At 63.7% G+C, this 17,495-nt stretch carries 16 protein-coding genes and 1 tRNA gene; 10 read left to right on the top strand and 7 right to left on the bottom strand.

What is annotated here, in order from left to right:
* The first annotated feature begins 39 nt into the window (after positions 1-39).
* The 5 genes from pqqA (at position 40) to pqqE (ending at position 3,309) form a co-directional block, all read left to right on the top strand.
* Positions 40-114: a pyrroloquinoline quinone precursor peptide PqqA gene (gene pqqA, locus M1D44_RS03625; RefSeq protein WP_009277446.1), complete on the top strand. Its 75-nt coding sequence runs from the start codon at positions 40-42 to the stop codon at positions 112-114.
* Positions 115-257: 143 nt separating this feature from the next.
* Positions 258-1,175, top strand: a complete 918-nt coding sequence (pqqB, locus tag M1D44_RS03620; RefSeq protein WP_024975097.1) for a pyrroloquinoline quinone biosynthesis protein PqqB — start codon at positions 258-260, stop codon at positions 1,173-1,175.
* On the top strand, positions 1,172-1,882 hold the full coding sequence (gene pqqC / locus M1D44_RS03615; protein ID WP_024975096.1) for a pyrroloquinoline-quinone synthase PqqC: 711 nt from the start codon (positions 1,172-1,174) through the stop codon (positions 1,880-1,882). The genes pqqB and pqqC overlap by 4 nt, the downstream gene beginning before the upstream one ends.
* A complete protein-coding gene (gene pqqD, locus M1D44_RS03610) occupies positions 1,863-2,135 on the top strand; it encodes a pyrroloquinoline quinone biosynthesis peptide chaperone PqqD (protein WP_024975095.1) in 273 nt (90 codons plus the stop codon). The genes pqqC and pqqD overlap by 20 nt, the downstream gene beginning before the upstream one ends.
* Entirely contained in the window at positions 2,107-3,309 is a 1,203-nt protein-coding gene (pqqE, locus tag M1D44_RS03605; protein WP_316853142.1) for a pyrroloquinoline quinone biosynthesis protein PqqE, read from the top strand. The genes pqqD and pqqE overlap by 29 nt, the downstream gene beginning before the upstream one ends.
* A gap of 70 nt (positions 3,310-3,379) precedes the next feature.
* On the opposite strand, the gene M1D44_RS03600 is transcribed toward pqqE, so the two are convergent.
* The 6 genes from M1D44_RS03600 to exaC all read right to left on the bottom strand — a co-directional run bounded on the left by M1D44_RS03600 (position 3,380) and on the right by exaC (position 11,807).
* A complete protein-coding gene (locus M1D44_RS03600; protein ID WP_024975093.1) occupies positions 3,380-3,712 on the bottom strand; it encodes a c-type cytochrome in 333 nt (110 codons plus the stop codon).
* A 71-nt stretch (positions 3,713-3,783) separates the two neighbouring features.
* Positions 3,784-5,538, bottom strand: a complete 1,755-nt coding sequence (locus tag M1D44_RS03595; protein WP_112183999.1) for a PQQ-dependent methanol/ethanol family dehydrogenase — start codon at positions 5,536-5,538, stop codon at positions 3,784-3,786.
* Between the two features lie 212 nt (positions 5,539-5,750).
* Complete coding sequence (locus M1D44_RS03590; protein WP_316853141.1) at positions 5,751-6,326, bottom strand: cytochrome b; 576 nt, start codon at positions 6,324-6,326, stop codon at positions 5,751-5,753.
* On the bottom strand, positions 6,313-7,386 hold the full coding sequence (locus tag M1D44_RS03585; protein WP_316853140.1) for a beta-propeller fold lactonase family protein: 1,074 nt from the start codon (positions 7,384-7,386) through the stop codon (positions 6,313-6,315). The genes M1D44_RS03590 and M1D44_RS03585 overlap by 14 nt, the downstream gene beginning before the upstream one ends.
* Positions 7,387-7,406: 20 nt before the next feature.
* Complete coding sequence (locus tag M1D44_RS03580) at positions 7,407-10,028, bottom strand: TonB-dependent receptor (protein ID WP_316853139.1); 2,622 nt, start codon at positions 10,026-10,028, stop codon at positions 7,407-7,409.
* A gap of 258 nt (positions 10,029-10,286) precedes the next feature.
* On the bottom strand, positions 10,287-11,807 hold the full coding sequence (exaC, locus tag M1D44_RS03575) for an acetaldehyde dehydrogenase ExaC (protein ID WP_024975088.1): 1,521 nt from the start codon (positions 11,805-11,807) through the stop codon (positions 10,287-10,289).
* A gap of 286 nt (positions 11,808-12,093) precedes the next feature.
* On the opposite strand from exaC, the gene M1D44_RS03570 reads away from it, so the two are divergent.
* The 5 genes from M1D44_RS03570 to M1D44_RS03550 all read left to right on the top strand — a co-directional run bounded on the left by M1D44_RS03570 (position 12,094) and on the right by M1D44_RS03550 (position 17,275).
* Positions 12,094-12,870 (top strand): quinoprotein dehydrogenase-associated SoxYZ-like carrier, encoded by a 777-nt coding sequence (locus tag M1D44_RS03570; protein ID WP_316853138.1) that lies wholly within the window; start codon positions 12,094-12,096, stop codon positions 12,868-12,870.
* A complete protein-coding gene (locus M1D44_RS03565) occupies positions 12,867-13,817 on the top strand; it encodes a quinoprotein relay system zinc metallohydrolase 1 (RefSeq protein ID WP_316853137.1) in 951 nt (316 codons plus the stop codon). Before M1D44_RS03570 ends, M1D44_RS03565 begins: the two co-directional genes overlap by 4 nt.
* Before the next feature lie 40 nt (positions 13,818-13,857).
* Positions 13,858-14,787 (top strand): MBL fold metallo-hydrolase, encoded by a 930-nt coding sequence (locus M1D44_RS03560; RefSeq protein WP_024975085.1) that lies wholly within the window; start codon positions 13,858-13,860, stop codon positions 14,785-14,787.
* A gap of 262 nt (positions 14,788-15,049) precedes the next feature.
* Entirely contained in the window at positions 15,050-16,180 is a 1,131-nt protein-coding gene (locus M1D44_RS03555; RefSeq protein WP_024975084.1) for a porin, read from the top strand.
* 183 nt (positions 16,181-16,363) lie between these two features.
* Entirely contained in the window at positions 16,364-17,275 is a 912-nt protein-coding gene (locus M1D44_RS03550) for an acyltransferase (protein ID WP_112183988.1), read from the top strand.
* A gap of 91 nt (positions 17,276-17,366) precedes the next feature.
* Here the strand turns inward: M1D44_RS03550 and M1D44_RS03545 are convergent.
* Positions 17,367-17,456 (bottom strand) — tRNA-Ser (locus M1D44_RS03545).
* Positions 17,457-17,495: the final 39 nt, after the last annotated feature.

The raw sequence follows: 17,495 nt of genomic DNA, 5'->3' as shown, positions 1-17,495 counted from the left end.
AGTGCACTCACTAACTATGCCAACCCTCAAGGAGGAGACATGAACTGGACAACGCCCGCCTATACCGAACTGCGACTCGGGTTCGAGATCACCATGTACATCGCCAACCGCTGATGCTGCGCGGCTGAGCACGCAAGGCTCCACAGGCCCGCCGGTTCTTCACGGCGGGCTTTTTTTTCAGCTTGCGGCTCGCATGCCTTTTCGCCATCCCCTGGCCGACTTCTTGCTCAATCCGCCCGACACGTTGGAATTGCATCATGACAATACTCAGGGTTCTCGGCTCGGCCGCCGGCGGCGGTTTCCCACAGTGGAACTGCAACTGTCGCAACTGCGACGGCGTGCGGCGCGGCACCGTGCGTGCCACCCCCCGCACGCAGTCGTCCATCGCACTCGGCGACGACCAACACAACTGGATCGTGGTGAATGCCTCGCCGGACATCCTCGCGCAACTGCGCAGCTCACCGGCGCTGCAACCCGCGCGCGCGCCGCGTGATACGGGCATCGTGGGCGTCGTGCTGATCGATGCGCAGATCGACCACGTGACCGGCCTGCTGATGCTGCGCGAGCATCGCCAAGCGCTGCCCGTCTATGCCAGCGCGGCCGTCATCAGCGATCTGTCCACCGCCTTCCCGCTCACGCGCATGCTGTCGCACTACTGCGGGCTCGACACGCGCGCGCTGGCGCTGGACGGCACGGCGTTCTCGGTACCTCCACTCGACGACGTGGCGTTGACGGCGATCCCGCTGGAGAGCAAGGCTCCGCCCTACTCGCCCAGCCGCAACGCGCGCCGCGTGGGCGACAACATCGGCTTGCGCATTGTCGACAGAAAGAGCGGCCGGCGGGCGTTCTACGCGCCCGGCCTTGCCCGTGTCGAACCACATGTGTTCGACGAAATGGGCGCGGCCGACGTGGTGCTGGTGGACGGCACCTGCTGGCAAGACGACGAGATGCTCGCCCTTGGTTTTTCAACCAAGACGGCAGCCGACATGGGCCACCTCGCGCAATCCGGCCCGGGCGGCATGATCGATGTGCTCGACCAGTTGCCGGCAACGCGCAAGGTGCTCATCCACATCAACAACACCAACCCGATCCTCGATGAAGACTCGCCGCAGCGGCGCGAGTTGGAGGCGCACGGCATCGAGGTGGCTTACGACGGCATGGAAATCTCGCTATGACACACCCTGTTGCCTGGACTGCCGAAGACTTCGAGGCGCGACTGCGCGCGAAGCAGGCGGGCTATCACATCCATCATCCGTTCAACCTGCGCATGCGCGCTGGCGAATGCACGCCGGAGGAAATCCGCACGTGGGTTGCGAACCGCTTCTACTACCAGGTCAACATCCCGCTCAAGGATGCGGCCATCCTGTCCAACTGCCCTGACCGGGCAACGCGGCGCGAGTGGATCGTCCGCATTCATGACCACGACGGCGACGAGTCACAGCCGGGCGGCATCGAGAGCTGGGTGCGCTTAGGCGTTGCCGTGGGCCTGACGCGCGATGCACTGTGGTCTCACCGGCATCTGCTGCCCGGCGTGCGCTTTGCGGTGGATGCGTATGTGAACTTTGCGCGCCGAGCGCCGTGGCAGGAGGCGGTGTGCTCGTCGCTCACGGAGATGTTCGCGCCGGACATCCACAAGGAACGGCTGGCCGGCTGGCCCGATCAATACCCGTGGGTGCAGCCAGAGGGGCTTGCGTACTTCCGCTCGCGCATTCCGCTGGCCTCGCGCGACGTCGAGCACGGCCTGCGCGTGACACTCGACTACTTCCGCACGCCCGAGCAGCAACAGCGTGCGCTGGACATTCTGCAGTTCAAGCTCGACATCCTCTGGTCGATGCTCGATGCCATCCAACAGGCCCACGCCCATGAGCCCTCCCTTGTCTGATCCGGCCCACCCCATGCTGCACCGGACCTTCCGGCTGCAATGGGAAGACATGCAGCAGAGCTGGGTACTGCTGTACCCCGAGGGCATGGTCACCCTCAATGACAGCGCCGCTGCGATCCTGCAGCGCTGCGACGGTGCCCATACCCTCGACATGCTGATCGATGACCTGCAATCCGCCTTTGGCGTGCAAGGCATCGCTCCGGAGGTCCACGCCTTTGTCAAACATGCATTCGAACGCGGCTGGCTCGTTTGAGGCCGAATCGCTGCCGGCGCCGGCAGCTGCGCCGATGCCCGGTCCACCGCTCTGGCTGCTGGCCGAGCTGACCTACCGCTGCCCGCTGCATTGCGCCTTCTGCTCCAACCCGGTCGACTACACACAGCACGATCGGGAACTCACCACCGAGCAGTGGTGCGATGTGTTCACCCAGGCGCGGGCGCTGGGCGCGGTGCAGCTCGGGCTGTCGGGCGGCGAGCCGCTATTGCGCAAGGATCTCGAAACGCTGGTCGCGCATGCGCATGGGCTCGGGTTCTACGTGAACCTCGTGACGTCCGGGGTGGGCCTGACCGATGCGCGGCTTGGGGCGTTGCGCGCTGCGGGGCTCGACCATATCCAGTTGTCGTTCCAGGACTCCACGCGTGAGATGAACGACTTTCTGTCGAGCACGCGCACCTTCGATCTGAAGCGCCGCGTGGCGGATCTGATCAAGGCCCACGGTTATCCGATGGTGATGAACTGCGTGATGCACAGGCACAACCTGCCGCACGTGGGTGCCATCATCGACATGGCGCTGGAGATCGGCGCCGAATACCTGGAGCTTGCCAACACGCAGTACTACGGCTGGGCATGGGAGAACCGCCTGGCGCTGATGCCAACGCTGGAGCAACTGCGCGACGCCGAGGCCGTCGTGAACGACTACCGGACCCGCATTGGCAGCCAATGCCAATTGCTTTACGTCGTGCCGGACTACTTCGAGCAGCGCCCGAAGAAGTGCATGAACGGTTGGGGCACAACATTCCTCGGCATCGCGCCGGATGGCGTTGCGCTGCCCTGTCACTCCGCGCGCATGCTGCCGGAGCTGGAGCTGCCCAACGTGCTCAGCCAGCCGCTGCGCGATATCTGGCGAAGCAGCGACGCCTTTCAGCGCTTTCGCGGCACGCACTGGATGCCGGAGCCGTGTCAGTCATGCGAATCGCGCGAGGAAGATGCGGGCGGCTGCCGCTGTCAGGCGTACCTGTTGACGGGCGATGCGACACGCACCGACCCGGTGTGCGGAAAGTCGGCAGATCACGGCGCGCTGCAGCAGGTGGTGCTGCAAGGCCGGATGGCTGCAATAAACGGGTTCGGGCAGATGCGGGACACCCGTACCGGTGAAGTGTCGATCGTGTTCCGGACGGATGCGAATTCGCGCCGGCTGACACAGCGATAAAGCGCGGTCATGGAAGAAAAGAAAGGGCCGGACAATGCCGGCCCTCTTCCCTTGCGAGCGACGTAGACGCTCAGGAGCCTGAACTTAACACCCAGGCCACGAGTTGCTTCGCCTCGTCTTCCTTGAGGTCGGGATGCGCGGGCATTGGGATACGGCCCCATGTGCCCTTGCCGCCTTCGCGTACTTTCTGCGCCAGCCGGGTCGGCGCATCAGCATCGCCCTTGTACTTGGCAGCCACGTCGGCAAAGGCTGGGCCGACGATCTTGGCATGCATGCTGTGGCACGAGAAGCAGCCGCTCTTGTCGGCCAGGGCCTGCATGTCGGGGGCGGCATGGGCGGGTGCCGCGCCAATTGCTGCGCACGCTACCGCCAGCAACGAAAACACTCCATTACGCATGATCACGATCTGAAACTCCATGAAGCTGTGCGAGAGGCTGCGCGCCGCAAATGACGCGCAGCGCTCAACTCAGCACGTCAGTTCTTGTGCAACTTGAACACCCAAACCGAACCGCCCTGCTCCAGGAAGTTCACGCGCTTGGCCACTTCACCGCCCCACAGCGGCACTGCACCACCCCAGCCCGACACCACGGCCACGAACTGCTCGCCGTTGTCTTCCCAGGTGACGGGCGGCGCAACGATGCCGCTGCCGGTCTGGAATTCCCAAAGCTCCTTGCCGGTCTTGGCATCGGCCGCCTTCAGATAGCCCTCGGGCGTGCCCCAGAACACCAGGCCGCCGGCAGTCGTCATCACACCACCCCACAGCGGGGCGTTGTTCTTGATCTGCCATTCGATCTTGCCGGTCTTCGGGTTGATCGCGCGCAGTGCGCCGATGTAATCCTCATTGAGAGGCTTGATGGTGAAGCCGGCGCCCAGGTAGGCCGCGCCCTTCTTGTAGCTGACGGGCTCGTTCCAGATCTCCATGCCCCACTCGTTGGCGGGCACGTAAAACAGACCGGTTTGCGGGCTGTAAGCCATCGGCATTTGGTTCTTGCCGCCCAGGAAGCCGGGCTCGGCAAACACCGACTTGCCCTTTTTGTCTTCACCCGTGGCTTGCGCCGGATCGCCCGGCCGGTGGTCCGGTGCGTAGTTCGGGCGGCCAGTCTTGAGGTCGATGCTGGTGGCCCAGTTGACCTTCACGAACGGGAACGCGTTGAGCAGCTTGCCGCTCTTCGCGTCGTTCACGTAGAAGAAGCCGTTACGATCAGCCTTGCCGCCGACGCGCTTGCCGTCCATGTCGAACGTCACGAACTCGTTCACGCCGTCGAAATCCCAGCCGTCGTTCGGTGTGTTCTGGTAGTGCCAGACGATCTTGCCGGTGTCCGGGTTGATTGCCAGCGTCGACGACGAATACAGGTTGTCGCCCTTGCGCAGGTGGCTGTTCCACGGCCCCGGGTTGCCGGTACCAAAGTAGACCAGGTTGGTCTGCGGGTCATACGTGCCACCCAGCCACGTCGATGCGCCACCGGTCTTCCACGTCTCGCCGGGCCAGCTCGCGTTGAGCGTGCCCGTCATGCCGTTCTCGGTCTTGTTGCCGTCCTTGTCGTACTTGTAGCCCATGTGGCCTTCGACCGTCGGACGGGACCAGATCAACTGACCGGTCTTGGCATCGCGCGCTTCCACACGGCCCACCACGCCAAACTCGCCACCCGACACGCCCGTCAGCACCATGCCCTTCACGATCAGCGGTGCGGCGGTCGTCGAGTAGCCGGCGGCGTAGTCTTCGATCTTCTCTTTCCAGACGATCTTGCCGGTGTCCTGATTGAGCGCGATCAGTTGCGCATCCAGCGTGGAGAAGATGACGAGGTTGTCGTACAGCGCGGCGCCACGGTTGACGACGTCGCAGCAAGGCATGATGCCTTCTGGCAGACGCTGCTCGTACTTCCACAGCTTCTTGCCGGTCTTCAGGTCGATCGCATAGATGCGCGAGTACGACGCGGTGACGAACATCTTGCCGTTGTAGATCAGCGGCTGGGCTTCCTGCCCGCGCTGCTTCTCACCGCCAAACGAGAACGACCATGCCGGCACGAGCTGGCTGACATTCTTCGTGTTGATCTTGGTGAGCGTCGAGAAGCGCTGCCCTTGCGTACCCATACCCCAGGTCAGCACGTCGTTCGACGATTTCGCGTCGTTCTCGATCATGGCATCGGTAACGGGGGGCGTTGCCGCGTGCACGGCAACACTTGCTGCCGCCATGGCAGCCGCAAGTGCAATCACTCGTAGTGTCCTCATTCTTGTCTCCTCTACCTCTATTTATGGTCCAGGTCCGGCAGTGTGATGTCACACCGGTCGGACTCAGGGCAAATCCCGTGCCATCAAAAAACGCCGTGAAATCACGGTTTCAACCGACTTGCAGTGCGGTGTTGCGTGCCATACCGCAACACATCGCGTGTTCTGTTGCGAAATGGAGCAACGCAATGAACGCAGCCCGCGAAGACCGCGGCTTACAGCGCGCGGGAGCGCCGGCCAGGCAACATGCGCTGCACACACCGCTGTGCATCGAGCCATTGGTGCTTGATCACTCCGGCAACGTGGAAGGCAACCAGGCAGAGCAGCAGATCGGCCGTCGTGCTGTGTACCGTGTAGAACATGTGCTGCAGTGCGCTGTCGACCCAACCCCAGCGCGGCAGCGGCACGCCCCAGAAGCGCGTTCCGTATTGATTGAACGAAGACCCGAGGTAGCCCGACAGCGGCATGACGACCATGCACATGTAGAGCAGGCGGTGGGTGATGCGCGCAAGCTCCGCCTCCCAGCAGTGCAGCCCCGGAATCGAAGGCGGCGCAGCACGGCGCAGGCGCACGGCCACGCGCCACGCGATCACCAGCGCCGCCGTCAGGCCGAGCGATTTATGCAGATTCACCCAGGCAGCCTTGCCGGGCGCGCCCTTGGCCAACCCGGTCATGTAGTAGCCCAGCGCAAACAGCCCGCATAGCAGCAATGCGCTCACCCAATGCAAAGCGATCGGCAGGCCCGCGTAGGCAGGCGCCATTGCGGGGGTGGGTCGATCAGCGCGGCGCATCAAGCGTGCCCACCGAGGTTGGATAGGTCACCACGCCCCAGGGCAGCTTGTAACCCTGGAGCGTATCGACGACCTCGCGCTTCTGCGCGTCGATCACCTGCACACTGTTCGACCGGCCGCAGGCAAGCAGCAGCTTCTGCTCGCCGGGCGTGAAGCTGAAATGCCAGCAACGCTTGCCCACCGGAATGGTGGCCACCGGTGCGAAGGTGCGGGCATCGAACACCTGCAGCTGATCCGCTCGGCTGGCGGCCACCCAGAGGTATCGGCCCTCTCGGTCAAACGCGATACCGTACGGCCCCTGCCCAGTAGGCACTGTCTTGATCGGCTTGAAAGCGGCGTCGAGCAACAACAGGTTGTTCGAGTTTTCCAGCGTCACCACATAGGTCTTTCCATCCGGCGCGATCTTGATGCCGCGCGGCCGATTGCCGAACGGCGCAACATCCACCCGCCGGATCTGCTTGAGCGTGGACAACTCATAGACGCCGACCGTGTTGTCACCCTCGTTCGCCACCAGCAGCAACCTGCCCCCCGGTGAAAATTCGATGGCTTCGGTCTCGCGGGCGGCCTTGATGCGGCCAACCACGGCCCACTGGCTGAGATCGATGATTGCGACTTCAGCGGGGGCTTCATCCTTCTCGGCCTCCTCGCCTTTCCCGGCACGGTCGTTCTTGGCCGGCGGCCCACCTTCCGACGAAGGCTCGTAGGTGACGAACGCCCGGCGGCCATCCGGCGAGATGCGCATGAATTCGACATTCCTGCCGACTGCGATGCGCTTGACCTCCTTACGCGTGCCCGTATCGACCACCGACACATCGGCGCTGCCCTGATTGGCAGTCAGCAGCCAGCGGCCATCGGGGGTGACTGCAAGGCCGCGCGGGTCCTTGCCCACGGCAACCTCGTCAACCTGTTTGAGCGTGCGTGCATTCAGCACGGTCACACCGCCCCCCTGATTCGTGACATACGCGATGGGGTCCGGCACCTCGGCAACCGCCTGCAGCGTCGATACCAAACCCACGCTGATCAACGTGGCAATCCGGATGTAATAGGTCAATGCATTCATGATCGTCTCTTCGAAGGGGCTCAGTCCTTGTCGGCACCGGAGGCCTTGCCTCCAAATGAATACGTCAGGCCAATCCAGATTGCGCGTGGTGACGCCGGCGTCATGAACTGCTGCGTCGCCAGCGTGTAGATGCTCCGGGTGCCCGAGAGGCCGTACGTGGAATAGCGCTTGTTGAACAGGTTGCTGATGTACGCCGAGATTTCGAGGTTGCTTGTCGGCTTGTAGTGCAGGTTCAGATTGACGAGGCCGTAGCCGGCCACCTGGCCGTTCGGGTCGGCATTGCTTTCGTTGCCGTGCGCGATCTGCTTGCTGACCAGGATCACGTTCCCGCCCATCGACAGGTTCGGGCTGAAGGCGTACGACGCGCCAAGCTTGAGCGTCTTTGCGGGGATGCCCGGGATCTTGTTGCCGCTGACCACGTTCTGCCCGCTGGCCGTGGTGAATGCCGACTTGTAGATTGCATCGACATAACCAAAGTTGGCCGACAACGACCACTTGTCGATCTTCGTGCTCGCGCCCAGTTCAAAGCCGCGCCGCTCGGTCTTGCCGACGTTGGCGAAGTAGCCGTACGTGTTTGACGTGGCGATGAACTGGATGTCATTGCTGAGGCGCGAGTCATAGACAGACGCGCTCCAGTAGGTGGACTTGCCGAGCTTTCCGCGGCCGCCGAACTCGATGGTCTTGGCCACCACGGGCTTGAGGTCCGGATCACCGTTGAACCCGGTCGGCAGCGAGCACGGGCTGTTTGGATCGGCGCAAGACAACTCGATCGATGTCGGCGCGCGCATCGATTCGCTATAGCTGCCGAAGATGCCCTGCCCCGCCCCAAGGTCGTAGTTGAATCCCAATGCCGGGTTGAACCGGTGGTAGTGGTGCGAGCCGGCCAGACTGTTGGTTTCCGGCCCCGCCACCGCCCCTGCCGGGACTCCGTTCGGGGTGGATGCCACACCCGATCCAGCGTTCGAATACCGATAGGCGTTCGCATAGCCGGGGTTGTAGTACGACACGCCCGATACGTCATCCGTCCAGGCGTAACCGCCGTCACCGTTCAGGTATTTGTTGTTGGCGCCGCCCTGGTTGAGGGTGGTGTAGTTGAAGCTTCCGGATGCCGTCACGCTCAGCTTTTCCGTCACGCTCAACGTATCGGTGAAATACGCGCTGAAGTTGTTGACGTTGGACGACAGGTTGACCGCGCCGATCACGTTGCTGCCTGTGAACAAAGCCGGGTTCGATGTCGACGGTGCCGATCCATTAGCGGTGAATCCGTACTCCTGATTGGGAATCACCACGGCCTGATAGTTGATCAACCGAGCCAGGTAAGTGGTCTGGTCGTACGTGATGCGCGAATGGTCGAACGCACCACCGAACGTGAACGTATTGTTGCGTCCCGCCAGTTGGCTGAAGTTCGACCACTGCAGGGAGGAGCCCACCGTGTCCTCATGCGTGGCGGAATCGACGACGCTCGTGTTGATGGCGTTCGTCCAGCGGCCGTAGCCCAGCGCCAGCGCATTGGCGCCGGTCACGGCATTCACTGCCGTGCCGTTCGGCGCCCTGTTCGCGCATTGGTAGCCGGTGATGCCACCTACGGTGGTCGTCGCCAGCGAGCCGTCGTCATTGAAGCAGCCGTCGTCCAGCTGCGCGTTGCTGTTGACGTTGTGCAGGTTGGCCTTGCGGTAGTAGACGCTACCGGCCAGTTGATTGGTGTCGTTCAACCAATGGCTGCCCTTCAGGTTCAGCATCGCCATCCGGTTTGAGATGGTGTCAGGCCACGTATAGGCTGCGCTGCGGTTGGCCATCATGTCCATCGGCAGCGACTGCGTGCCGCTCAGCGAGGTATCTGCCAGTGCAGCTGACAGTTCCAGTTGGGTAGCGCCGTCGTTGCCGTGCCACCGCGCCTTTCCATACAGTTGCTTGACCTCGGAACCTGAGTGGTCACGAAAGCCGTCCTGCCGGTCGAAGTTGCCGGCGACGAAGTAATCGGTGCCGTGCGCCTTGTCAGCACCGCCGGTCTCGAAGCTCAGCGCCCGGCGGCCAAACGACCCGCCCAGCGCCTCGATCGACGTGCCCGCGTTGTCCTTTCCGTTCTTGGTGTTGACGACAAGCGCGCCGCCCAGGGTGTTGAGGCCGAACATCGGATTGGAGCCCGGCAGGATGTTGACGCTGGACATCGCGTTCATGGGAATGAGATCCCAGTTGACGATGGAGCCGAAGGGCTCGTTCATCCGCACGCCATCAAAGTAGACCGACACGCCAATGGGCACGCCCAGCAGCGAAGACACCTGAAACCCGCGGTAGTTGATGTCGTTCTGGTACGGATTGCCCGACCCATTGCTGATGCTGACCTGGCCGAGGTTATCGTTCAGCAGGTCCGCCAGATTCGAGCTGCGTTGCTCGCGCGCATCCTTTGCGCTAATGCGCTGCGCATTGGCAGGGAACTGCGACAGCGGGACGCCAATGCTGTCGATCGGGGTTGAGCCGACGACCTGGGCGGTGGGCAACGCCACCGCAATGATCTGGTCCTCGGCAAAGGCCGGCGAGTACAGGCCCGCGGCAGCGAGCGCCGCCACCCCGCCGGCCAGACGCGGCCCGGCGTTACGCAGACGGCTGGCGTCCTTCCCCGAACGGCTGGTATTCGAATGCACGGAGTGTCTCCCTGGTGTTTCTCGCTCGCCGAGCCCCGGTGCGCCAACGGCATGTCCGGAAGTCGAAGCGTGGCGAGGACTATTCCCCGCTGGGAATCAGCGGCGATGGGGGTGACACCTGCGCGCAATGCGGCAGTGCATGTGGTGGGCGCATGGCCATGTCTCCTCTTCTTTTTTCGCCGGCGAGGTCTTTGCCTCGCAGGTCAGCGGCTGGCGCACGGGTGTCGATGACCATGCGCCAGCCGTCCTGCTACACCATCAGAAGAAGCCCAGCGGGTTGGTGTCGTAGCTCACCAGCAGGTTCTTGGTCTGCTGATAGTGGTCGAGCATCATCTTGTGGGTCTCGCGGCCCACGCCCGACTTCTTGTAGCCACCAAACGCCGCGTGCGCCGGATACAGGTGGTAGCAGTTCGTCCACACGCGTCCCGCCTTGATGGCGCGACCCACTCGGTACGCACGGTTGATGTCGCGCGTCCACAGACCGGCGCCCAGGCCAAAGTCGGTGTCGTTGGCGATCTGCAGGGCCTGTGCCTCGTCCTTGAACGTCGTCACGGCAATCACCGGGCCGAAGATCTCTTCCTGGAACACGCGCATGCTGTTGTCGCCCTTGAGCAGCGTCGGCTTGATGTAGTAGCCCTTCGACAGATTACCGGGCAGCACTTCCACGTCGCCGCCGACCAGGCATTCGGCACCTTCCTCCTGCGCGATCTCGAGGTAACTGCGGATCTTGTAGAACTGCTGCTCCGAAGCCTGCGCGCCAACCATGGTCTCGGTGTCGAGCGGGTCACCGCGCTTGATGGCGGCCACCTTGGTCATCACCGCATCCATGAAGCGGCTGTAGATGGATTCCTGCACCAGCGCGCGCGACGGGCACGTGCATACCTCGCCCTGGTTGAAGAAGCCCAGCACCAGGCCTTCGGCGGCCTTCTCGATGAAGCTCGGCTCGGCCTGCATGATGTCTTCGAAGTAGATGTTGGGCGACTTGCCGCCCAGCTCCACCGTCGACGGGATGATGTTTTCGGCCGCGCACTTCATGATGTGCGAGCCCACCGGCGTCGAGCCCGTGAAGGCGATCTTCGCAATGCGTTTGCTGGTGGCCAATGCCTCGCCGGCTTCCTTGCCGTAGCCGTGCACGACGTTGAGCACACCTGCCGGCAGCAAATCGCCAATCAGTTCCATCAGCACGCAGATACCCAGCGGCGTCTGCTCGGCCGGCTTGAGCACCACGCAGTTGCCAGCAGCCAGTGCAGGCGCCAGCTTCCATGCCGCCATCAGCAGCGGGAAATTCCACGGGATGATCTGGCCGACCACGCCCAGCGGCTCGTGGATGTGATACGCCACGGTGTGCTCGTTGATTTCGGCAGCGGAACCCTCTTGCGCACGAATGCAGCCGGCGAAGTAGCGGAAGTGGTCCACGGCCAGCGGAATGTCGGCGTTCAGCGTTTCACGCACGGGCTTGCCGTTGTCCCACGTTTCAGTCACGGCCAGCAGTTCGAGGTTCTGCTCGATGCGGTCGGCGATCTTCAGCAGGATCAGCGAGCGGTCCTGCACCGAAGTGCGCCCCCAGGCGTCAGCGGCAGCATGCGCGGCGTCGAGCGCGCGGTCGATGTCTTCAGCGGTCGAGCGCGGGAACTCGCCGATCACCTCGCCCGTCACCGGCGTGGTGTTGGTGAAGTACTGCCCCTTGACCGGCGACACGAATTCACCGCCGATGAAATTGCCATAGCGCGGCTTGAACGAAACGATGGCGCCGGGAGTGCCGGGATGAGCGTAACGCATGGGTTGTCTCCTGATGTTTGAGTGATGACCGCAGCGTCGTTGTCTGCGCTGTGTCCGGTCGTCATCTGCAAAACCCGGGCCATCCCCTGCGGCGGATGCTGCATCCACTCCCAATCGCTTGTTCACGCCAATTGGCCTGCGAGAGTGCTCCAGAATGGAACAACAGGTGTTGCAAAGCTCAACGCCCCATCACCTGAACACCCGATGGACGCGCGTGCGGACACACCGCTTGCATGGCATGACTTTCGCAACATGGGCCTTTCATCTGAACCTGCCAAGGCACACGATGAGAACGGCTTCACTCCATGCTGCCGCTGCCGCGCTGGCCGCTGCGTGCCTGTCCTGGCCGGCCCGCGCTGATACGAATATCGACCCGGCGGGCTCCCCGCTCTGGCCGACGATTCAGCAGGAGGTGTTTGGCGCGGCGCGAACAACGTTCGACAGCCGCATCAGGATCACCGGGCCGGCATTTGCGGAAGACCCGATGCAGGTGCCGATTGCGTTTGACGCGTCGGCGCTCGGCAAGGTGGAGCGCATCGTCGTCGTGGTCGACCGCAACCCGATCCGCAAGGTGCTGGAATTCGCGCCGATGCACGTGCGCCCGGCGCTGTCGTTCCGGTTCAAGCTGCAGGAGGCCTCTGCGGTGCGCGTTGCGGCGCGTACGCAGGACGGTGTGTGGCATGTCGGCACCTTGCAGGTGGACGCCACCGGCGGCGGCTGCACGCTGCCCGGGGCCACCCGCCAGAACTCCACGTGGAGCACCACGCTGAACCAGGTGGAGTCGCGCGTGTTTCCGGGCTTCAACGGCGCAGGCAGCCGCATCCGCCTGCGCGTGATGCATCCGATGGACACGGGCTTGGTGGCAGGCATTCCATCCTTCCATATCGAGCAGCTCAACCTGCTCGATGCCCGGCGGCAGCCCATGCTTGAACTGGCGCTGTACGAGCCCGTGGCCGAGAACCCGATCTTCTCGTTCGATCTGGATGGCCCCGTTGAACGCGGCATCAGCGTGGCCGGCGTCGACAACAACGGCAACCGCATCCGCGCACAGGTGACACGATGAACCGACGGCACCAACGGTTGGGGCTCCTGCTGCTGTGCCTGGCGATGTTGACTGCCAGCGCGCGCGCAGAGAGCCCCGATTACCACCTCGTACCGCACCCGGTTGCGCCCGGCGTCTGGGTGCTGGAAGGCGCCAACGCAGATTTTTCGGCGCGCAACGGCTGCAACATCATCAACACCGGCTTTATTGATACGGGCGACGGCGTGCTCGTCGTCAACACCGGGCCGTCGCTGCTGTACGGCGAACAGCAGCGCCAGGCCATCCGCACAGTCACCTCGGCGCCGGTGCGCTGGGTGTTCAACCTCAACCTGCATCCCGACTATTTCTTCGGCAACCAGGCCTATGCGGATATCGGCGCCCAGGCGCTGCCCGGCACCATTGCCGGTGCGCAACGCGAAGGCGCGGCCTATGCCGACAATCTCTACCGCATCTGCGGCGCGTGGATGCAGAACACGGTATCCACACCGCCGGGCGTGCCATTGACGCCCGGCACACGCACCATGGGCAGCCACCGCATCGACCTCATCCGCCTCGATGGGCATACCGATGACGATCTCGTCCTGGTGGACCGGACCAGCGGTGTCGTCTTCGCCGGCGGCATTGCCTTTCGAGACCGGATTCCCACCACGCCGCACGCCAACATTGCGCATTGGCTGGCCAGCCTCGATCGGTTGCAGAAGATCGTTGCCGACAGCGGCGCGCGCATGTTGATCCCCAGCCACGGGCCCGCGCTCGGCAAGGCAGATGCCATTGCACAGACACGTCAGTACCTGCAGTGGCTCGATGCACGCATGCGCCGCGCGGCCGCAGAAGGACGCGACCTTGCAGAGGTGATTGCCATGCCGGTAGACGCGCCCTACGCGCAATGGGGCGGAATGCCCGCGGAGTACGTGCGCAACGTGACCCGCTTCTACCCACGCTACGAGAACGCCGCGCTGGCGCCCTGACATGGCGCCAGACCCCGCGCGGCGACGCTGGATGCGCATCATGCTCGCGACCCTGATCAATCCGGCGCCGACGGCGTCTGCGGCACCCGCACGCGTTACGCTGTTGCGTCTGCAGGATGGCCTGTACGCTGCCCGCGCTGTCAACGCAGAGGCCTCGCGCGGGAATGCCGGAGAAGTCGTGCCCACGCTGGTGCACACGACCGGCAACGGCGTGCTTGTGGTGGACCCGGGCCCGCACGCGCGATGGGGACACCATCTGATCGCGGCCATCCGGCACATCACGGCTGAACCGATCCGCTGGGTGGTCAACACGCACGCGCACCCGGAGCACGTGCTCGCCAACGCGGCGTTCGCGCAACTGCAGCCGCGCCCTGCCTTCCTGGCATCGGCCGCCACCACCGACCTGATGCGCCAGCGTTGCCAGACCTGTCTGGCGCGGCTGACCGCCCTGCTCGGTGCACGCGTCATGCACGAAACGCAGATCGTCTATCCCGAGCCCGCATTGCGCGATGGCGATTGGCTGCACACCGGCAAGACAGCCTGGCAAGTTCACGTCTGCACAGCTGCGCACAGCGCTTCCGACACGGTGCTGTACGCGCCGCAGCGCGGCGTGCTGTGCACGGGTGGCCTGGCATATCGGCAGCGCATTCCCGACCTGCAGGACGGCTCGCTGGTCGGTTGGCGGCAAGCATTGCATGCGCTTGTTCAATTGCCCGCCACCATCGTCGTCGGCACCGCCATCGGCACACCGGCGCAGATGCTGCAACCAACACTCGCCTATCTCGACATGCTCGATAGCGCGATTACGCAGGCCATTGAAGCCGGGGGCGATGCAGCACGCGCGCTCGCGTACGTCCCGGGCGACGCCTATCGCGACTGGCGAAACTTCGACCCCCGCCATGCGCTGAACGTCGGACGTGCATGGCGCGAGCTCGAAGATCGCTGGATGCAAAGCGCGCCAAGGGTCTGACTGCGGCTGCTCCACTGCGCAACAGAGAGCGGACATGTGTTGCACCAACTGTCCCGTCACGCCACATCGCACGCACAGCCGCGGGCATCCGCAAACGTTAAGCAACGGACTGCAACTCCGTGCAATGCGCCGCGAACGCCGTGGTACGCATATTGCAAAGTCCCGCCGACGTTGAGCGCGCGCCCCGCGTGTTTGGCGCCAACACCGCATGCGTCCGAGCCAATTCAATGGACGCATCACACAACGACAATACGGAGACAACATGCAGAACACACGCCTTCGACCCTGCGTCCTGACCGCCATAGCTGCCGCCCTCGGCTGCGCAGCGAGCGGCGCCATCGCACAATCGTCGGTCACGATCTACGGCACAGTCGATGCCGGACTCCAGTATCAAAACCGCAGCGCAGCCGGCGGCAGCATCACGGAAATGCATTCGGGCGGCATCAGCCCAAGCATCTGGGGTCTCAAGGGAGCAGAAGACCTGGGCAGCGGCCTGAAGGCCAACTTCGACCTCGAAGGACATTTCAGCAGCGACACCGGCACGCTCACCACCGGCCCGGGCTTCAGCTCGGAGCTGTTCCGCCGGCAGGCGAACGTCGGACTCAGCGGCAACTGGGGCGCGATCACGCTGGGGCGCCAGTACAGCCCGGCGCTCCTCGGCACGATCGGCACGGAAGCGCGCGGCTTCAAGGAGCAGTTCTCGAATCTGTACGGCTGGGCCTACAACCAACTGCCCGCACCGGGCAACGCGATGGGCGCCGGCACCAACCCCGGCAACGATGTGGGCGTGTTCATTGGCAACGCACTGCAGTACTCCAACAACTTCGGCCCCGTGTGGCTGGGCGTTGCGTATTCATTTGGCGAGACCGCCGGCAGCTTCAAACGCGGCAATGAACTCTCGCTGGGTGCCACGTACACGGGTCCGGTCACAGTCGGCCTCGGCTATCAGTCAACGGCGGACAGTGGCACGGGCGAAACCCTCAGCCGCTTATGGAGCGCAGGTGTGGCCGTGCCTTTCGATGCCTTCACGGGCCGGCTGAACTACATCGGCGTCACCAACAACGCGCCGACTGGCCAACGCGTATCGGACGTCAAATCGATCGGCGCCGGGCTCGACTACAAGTGGAGCCCCGCCAATACCGCCACGCTGGCCGGCTACTACAGCAAGTACGAAAGCAGCGCGCACGACAGTTCCACCAAGTCGATCGTGCTAAGCAACGACTATGCATTCTCCAAACGCACCACGCTGTATGCGCAGCTCGTGTACGTGAATGCGGGCGCGGTGGGCACGGCCGATCCGCTGGAAAGTCTCAAGACGTCGATCGTGGCGGGCGGTACGGCGCCGGGCGCGAAGACGGTGCTGGCGGGGGTGGGGCTGAAGCATTCGTTCTGAGCCGTACCTGAGCAGAAAAAACCCTTGGCCAACACCAAGGGTTTTTTTTCGCCCCTCAGACGCGAAGCATGAATCCTGACGCAGCGCATGGTCTGGGCGGGTGATCCGCGTTACGCTCACGTATCCTTAACATCACGATTCCTGCCTGCCGCTGTCACCCGGCGGGCGCTCATTGGAGGTGCCTTGATTCGCGTCCTGCCTGCCTTTGTACTGGGCACGCTTAGCTCGATCCTGCTGGCGTTGAACACGCTGTTCTGGAGCGCACCGCTATTCATGCTCTCGGCGTTCAAGCTGCTGGTGCCGGCAGCGGCGGTCCGCCGCCGGATCGACCCCGTGCTCAACTGGGTCGCCACGTGCTGGATCGGTTGCAACAATGCCTGGATCGGCGTGCTGCAACGCGAGCCGTGGAGCGTGGAAGGCGCCGACAACCTGCGCTATGCGGGCTGGTACTTGGTCAATTGCAACCATCGGTCGTGGGTGGACATCTTTGTGCTGCAGCGGGTGTTGAACCGGCGCATCCCGCTGCTGAAATTCTTCCTCAAGCAGCAGTTGATCTACGTGCCGGTCATCGGCCTGGCCTGGTGGGCGCTGGATTTCCCGTTCATGCGTCGGCACTCCAAAGCGGCGCTGCGCAAACACCCCGAGCTGCGCAATCAAGACCGCGAAACCACGCGTCGCGCCTGCGCCAAGTTCGCCCACGTGCCGACCAGCGTCATGAACTTTGCCGAAGGCACGCGATACACCCCCTCAAAGCACCGGACGCAATCGTCGCCCTATCGCCATCTGCTCAAGCCGAAGGCTGGCGCGCTGGCCTTGACGCTCAATGCCATGGGTGGGCGGTTCCAGTCGCTGCTCGATATCAGCATTGCCTACCCGGACGGCACACCAAGCTTCTGGCAACTGGCCAGCGGCCAAGCCGGCCGGGTGATGGTGCATATCCGCGAGCTGCCGATCCCGCCGGATTTCTGCACGCACGACTACAGCACCGACGCCGCCTTCCGTAGCGATTTCCACCGCTGGCTCGCCCAGCTCTGGGAAGAGAAGGACCAGCAGATTGAAAACATGCTGGCGCGGGCGGCAAACCGCGCGGCGTGACCGCCGGTGTCGACGCATTCTTCGCCAGACGAAATCTAAGCGCCAAACAAAAAGCCCCTTGGTCGTAAAACCAAGGGGCTTTTGCTACTGCTGGCGGAGAGGGTGGGATTCGAACCCACGGTACCGTCGCCGGTACGCCTGATTTCGAGTCAGGTACATTCGACCACTCTGCCACCTCTCCGGTAACTGGGTCGCTGAATCGCGAAACCGCGACTATAAC

The sequence above is a fragment of the Ralstonia sp. SA306 genome (genome assembly GCF_054792405.1).
This window is presented reverse-complemented; position numbering and strand designations above follow the sequence as displayed.

Excerpts from the sequence above, each read along its gene's own strand:
- pqqC (WP_024975096.1), top strand. The coding sequence starts at position 1,172 with ATGACACACCCTGTTGCCTGGACTGCCGAAGACTTCGAGGCGCGACTG.
- M1D44_RS03560 (WP_024975085.1), top strand. The coding sequence starts at position 13,858 with ATGCTCGCGACCCTGATCAATCCGGCGCCGACGGCGTCTGCGGCACCC.
- M1D44_RS03565 (WP_316853137.1), top strand. The coding sequence starts at position 12,867 with ATGAACCGACGGCACCAACGGTTGGGGCTCCTGCTGCTGTGCCTGGCG.
- M1D44_RS03590 (WP_316853141.1), bottom strand. The coding sequence starts at position 6,326 with ATGCGCCGCGCTGATCGACCCACCCCCGCAATGGCGCCTGCCTACGCG.
- exaC (WP_024975088.1), bottom strand. The coding sequence starts at position 11,807 with ATGCGTTACGCTCATCCCGGCACTCCCGGCGCCATCGTTTCGTTCAAG.
- pqqE (WP_316853142.1), top strand. The coding sequence starts at position 2,107 with ATGCATTCGAACGCGGCTGGCTCGTTTGAGGCCGAATCGCTGCCGGCG.
- M1D44_RS03555 (WP_024975084.1), top strand. The coding sequence starts at position 15,050 with ATGCAGAACACACGCCTTCGACCCTGCGTCCTGACCGCCATAGCTGCC.
- pqqD (WP_024975095.1), top strand. The coding sequence starts at position 1,863 with ATGAGCCCTCCCTTGTCTGATCCGGCCCACCCCATGCTGCACCGGACC.
- pqqB (WP_024975097.1), top strand. The coding sequence starts at position 258 with ATGACAATACTCAGGGTTCTCGGCTCGGCCGCCGGCGGCGGTTTCCCA.
- M1D44_RS03570 (WP_316853138.1), top strand. The coding sequence starts at position 12,094 with ATGAGAACGGCTTCACTCCATGCTGCCGCTGCCGCGCTGGCCGCTGCG.
- M1D44_RS03595 (WP_112183999.1), bottom strand. The coding sequence starts at position 5,538 with ATGAGGACACTACGAGTGATTGCACTTGCGGCTGCCATGGCGGCAGCA.
- M1D44_RS03585 (WP_316853140.1), bottom strand. The coding sequence starts at position 7,386 with ATGAATGCATTGACCTATTACATCCGGATTGCCACGTTGATCAGCGTG.